The 3,105-nt window shown below is 65.6% G+C and carries 4 protein-coding genes; 1 reads left to right on the top strand and 3 read right to left on the bottom strand.

Annotated features, from left to right (window positions below; genetic code table 11):
- Positions 1–874: mannitol dehydrogenase family protein (locus tag AC5JJ6_RS42220; RefSeq protein ID WP_496047801.1), on the bottom strand; the 874-nt coding region annotated here is incomplete at its 3' end.
- 189 nt (positions 875–1,063) lie between these two features.
- Between AC5JJ6_RS42220 and AC5JJ6_RS42215 the strand changes: the two genes are divergently transcribed.
- Positions 1,064–1,789, top strand: a complete 726-nt coding sequence (locus AC5JJ6_RS42215; protein WP_496047800.1) for a GntR family transcriptional regulator — start codon at positions 1,064–1,066, stop codon at positions 1,787–1,789.
- Positions 1,790–1,798: 9 nt separating this feature from the next.
- Here the strand turns inward: AC5JJ6_RS42215 and AC5JJ6_RS42210 are convergent, their stop codons facing one another.
- Together AC5JJ6_RS42210 and AC5JJ6_RS42205 are read right to left on the bottom strand one after the other, a co-directional pair.
- Complete coding sequence (locus AC5JJ6_RS42210; protein WP_496047799.1) at positions 1,799–2,146, bottom strand: protealysin inhibitor emfourin; 348 nt, start codon at positions 2,144–2,146, stop codon at positions 1,799–1,801.
- An 81-nt stretch (positions 2,147–2,227) separates the two neighbouring features.
- Positions 2,228–3,105 (bottom strand): M4 family metallopeptidase (locus AC5JJ6_RS42205; protein WP_496047798.1); only part of this gene is annotated, 878 nt, incomplete at its 5' end.

The following is a 3,105-nucleotide window of genomic DNA, read 5'->3' as shown; positions in this document are numbered from 1 at the left end:
TTACCAGTTCGGCGCCTTCCAGTTCCCAGGCCGGGCGGCCGGCGGGGAAGTTGTCCTCGATCACCCACTGGCTGAACGGCTCGGTCATGACCGGCCACGCATCGGCGACGCCCAGCGCCCGTGCTACGGTTTCGCGGTCCTCGTCGGTGGTGGCGGGGACGATGCGGTCCACCATGCTGCTGGGGCAGGCGACGGTGTCGGCGATCCACCGGCTCAGTTCCGGATCGCGCAACTCGGCGAACTGGCGGAGGATGCCGGCGGTGACGTGGCCGTTGTCCGGCAGGTTATCGCACGACAACACCGTGAAGGGAGGAGTACCGGCCTTGCGGCGGCGGTCGAGCGCTTCGACCAGGAATCCTGCGAGCGTCTGCGGCTGGCCGGAATTTTCCAAGTCGTGGCGGATGCCGGGATGGTCGCGGTTCAGCGCGCCGGTCGCCGGTTCGTGGCAGTAGCCCTTCTCCGTGACGGTGATCGTGACGATGCGGGTAGCGGGACGGGTAAGGCGGTCGAGCACGGCGGCCGGATCTTCCGGCGCCACCAGCGTCTCGGTGATCGAGCCGACCACGCGCAGACGGTCACCCGAGGCGTCGCGGACCGCTACCGTATAAAGACAATCCTGCGGAGCCAGGGCGTCGCGGGTATCGGGGCTGCGCAGCGAAACGCCGCAGATGCCCCACGGGCCGGGGGAGCGGTTGAGACTGTCGTCGGTATAGACGGCCTGATGGGCACGGTGGAATGCGCCGAGGCCGATATGGACGACGCCGGTTTCCAGATCGGCGCCGGCTCCCCGAGCGCGCGGCTTCGCAATGCTTGGTGCAAGCGCTGTCATCGTCCGCGCATTCAGGCGCTGGCCGGTGGTCGTGGTGGATGCCACGGCGTTTCCTCCCCTTCCCTTGAACCCGGGGGACTGGCCCTGGGATCCCTGGCCCGCTTCCCGGTGCCTTCTTGCTCATTGACTGGTATGGTAGTATGTAAGAAACAGCTTGGCAAGAGTTGTTGCGCCGGCTAGCTCCAAAGGAGCAAAAACGAAAAATGGATAATAAACGTGCGGGGGAGGCTGGTGATGCTCGACAGGATTGAGGTCAATTCGCACGAACCCGTGGCACGTCGCGTCTTCCGGGAGTTGCGCAACGCCATCGTCACGATGGGCATCCGTCCCGGACAAGCCCTGTCGGAGCAGGAAATCGCGACGCGCCTGGGCGTCAGCCGCCAGCCGGTGCGGGAAGCCTTCATCAAGCTGAGCGAGGCCGGTCTGCTGACGATCCGCCCTCAGCGCGGCACCTTCATCGTCAAGATCTCGATGAAGCAGGTGTTCGATGCTCGTTTCGTCCGGGAAGCGGTGGAACTGGCCGTCGTCCGCCGTGCCTGCACCGAGATGACGGCATCGGGGATGGAGGCGCTGCGCGCCAACCTGGACGCCCAGCGGAAGGCTGCCACCGAGCTTGACCCCGTCCGCTTCATGGACCTGGACGAGAGCTTCCACCGCGACATCGCCCTGGGTATCGGCTGCGAATACGCATGGCGGGTGGTCGAGGAAACCAAGGCGCAGATGGACCGCGTCCGCTACCTGAGCATCCCGCACGCAACCCCGGTCGAGCGGCTGATCGGCCAGCATCAGGCCGTGGTGGACGCCATCGCGGCGCAGGACGCCGACGCGGCGGAGGCGGCGATGCGCCGGCATCTGCGGGAGGTCCTGACATCGCTGCCGGAACTGGCGGAGCAGTTTCCGGATTATTTCGAGCAGGATCTTGTTCCGGAAAGCGATCCGGCCGCGGCGACGGCGCAGTAGCCGCCCCGGTCAATCCCTGGACTTGGTCGAGCGCGCCTTCGCGCGGGCGGCCTTCACCTGTGCCTCGAGGAAACGCACCAATCGCCTGATGCACGGGTCCTCGATGGGCTCGCTGACGATCAGCGTATGGCACCGCCCGCCCTTTTCGATCGTGATGGTGTATTGCCGGCAGTCGGCAGCCCCGGGGGCGGAGTTGCATTCCACCCGCTCAGGCCGTTCGAAGAACCCGCTATCGGTCACCAGACCGTCCAGTTCGCTCGCGTCCTCTCTGGGAAGCTGGTCCGCCTCGATCGTGACCGGCCGAGCGAGACCGGGGAAGTAAGCGATACCTCCACTGGTGGCGAATAGCACATGCATGCTATCGGGTCCTGTTCGTGTCATGCCGTAAGCCTCGACAGCGTCATTTTCCGCCCATGCTATGCGCCGCCTGATCTTTGTTCAAACCATCTGTTTCTGAAGGATGCCGACTTCCATCCAGGCGTCGGTCACCGCGTGCTGCTCGTCGCTTCCGGTGCCGTAGAGCCGTCCCGCCAGGGAAGCGCTGAGGGACGCGAACTCCACGAACTTCGCTTCGGACGTCAGCCGGGGATCGCGCAACGTCTCGTACCAGATCCGGCCAGCCTTCTCCCAGGCATGCCCGCCGAGCGACGTCGCCGCCAGATAGAAAGCCCTGTTCGGGATGCCGGAGTTGAGGTGGACGCCGCCGTTGTCCTGCATGGTCTCGACGAACCGGTCCATATGGTCCGGCTGAGGGTCCTTGCCCAGCACCGGATCGTCGTACGCGGTGCCGGGCGCCTTCATGGAACGCAAGGCTTCCCCGGCGACCTCCTGCGCAAGCAGGCCGGCGCCGACCAGCCAGTCGGCTTGATCGGCCGTCTGGCCCAGCGCCTTCTGCTTGACCAGACTGCCGAAGACATCCGACAGATGCTCGTTGAGGGCGCCAGGCTGGAACATATAGACCAGGGCGGCCTCGTCCTCGGTCACGCCATGCGCCAGTTCGTGGCCGATCACGTCGAGCGCCACGGTGAAGCGGTTGAACAACTCGCCGTCCCCGTCGCCGAACACCATGCGCTCGCCGTTCCAGAAGGCGTTGTTGTACTCCTGCCCGTAATGCACGGTCGCACTGAGCGGCAGGCCCTCGTCGTCGATGGAGTTCCGCCCGAAGACTTCCTGAAAGAAGTCGAAGGTGTGGCCCAGGCCGTCATACGCCTCGTCGACCGCAGGGTCCGCGGTCGGCGCTCCCCCTTCGGCGCGGATGACCTTTCCGGGCAGCGTTTCGATGTTTTCGGCCGTGTAGATCGTCCTCTGCTTGACCG

This window comes from Skermanella sp., from assembly GCF_059503625.1.
This window is presented reverse-complemented; position numbering and strand designations above follow the sequence as displayed.

Excerpts from the sequence above, each read along its gene's own strand:
- AC5JJ6_RS42215 (WP_496047800.1), top strand. The coding sequence starts at position 1,064 with ATGCTCGACAGGATTGAGGTCAATTCGCACGAACCCGTGGCACGTCGC.
- AC5JJ6_RS42210 (WP_496047799.1), bottom strand. The coding sequence starts at position 2,146 with ATGCATGTGCTATTCGCCACCAGTGGAGGTATCGCTTACTTCCCCGGT.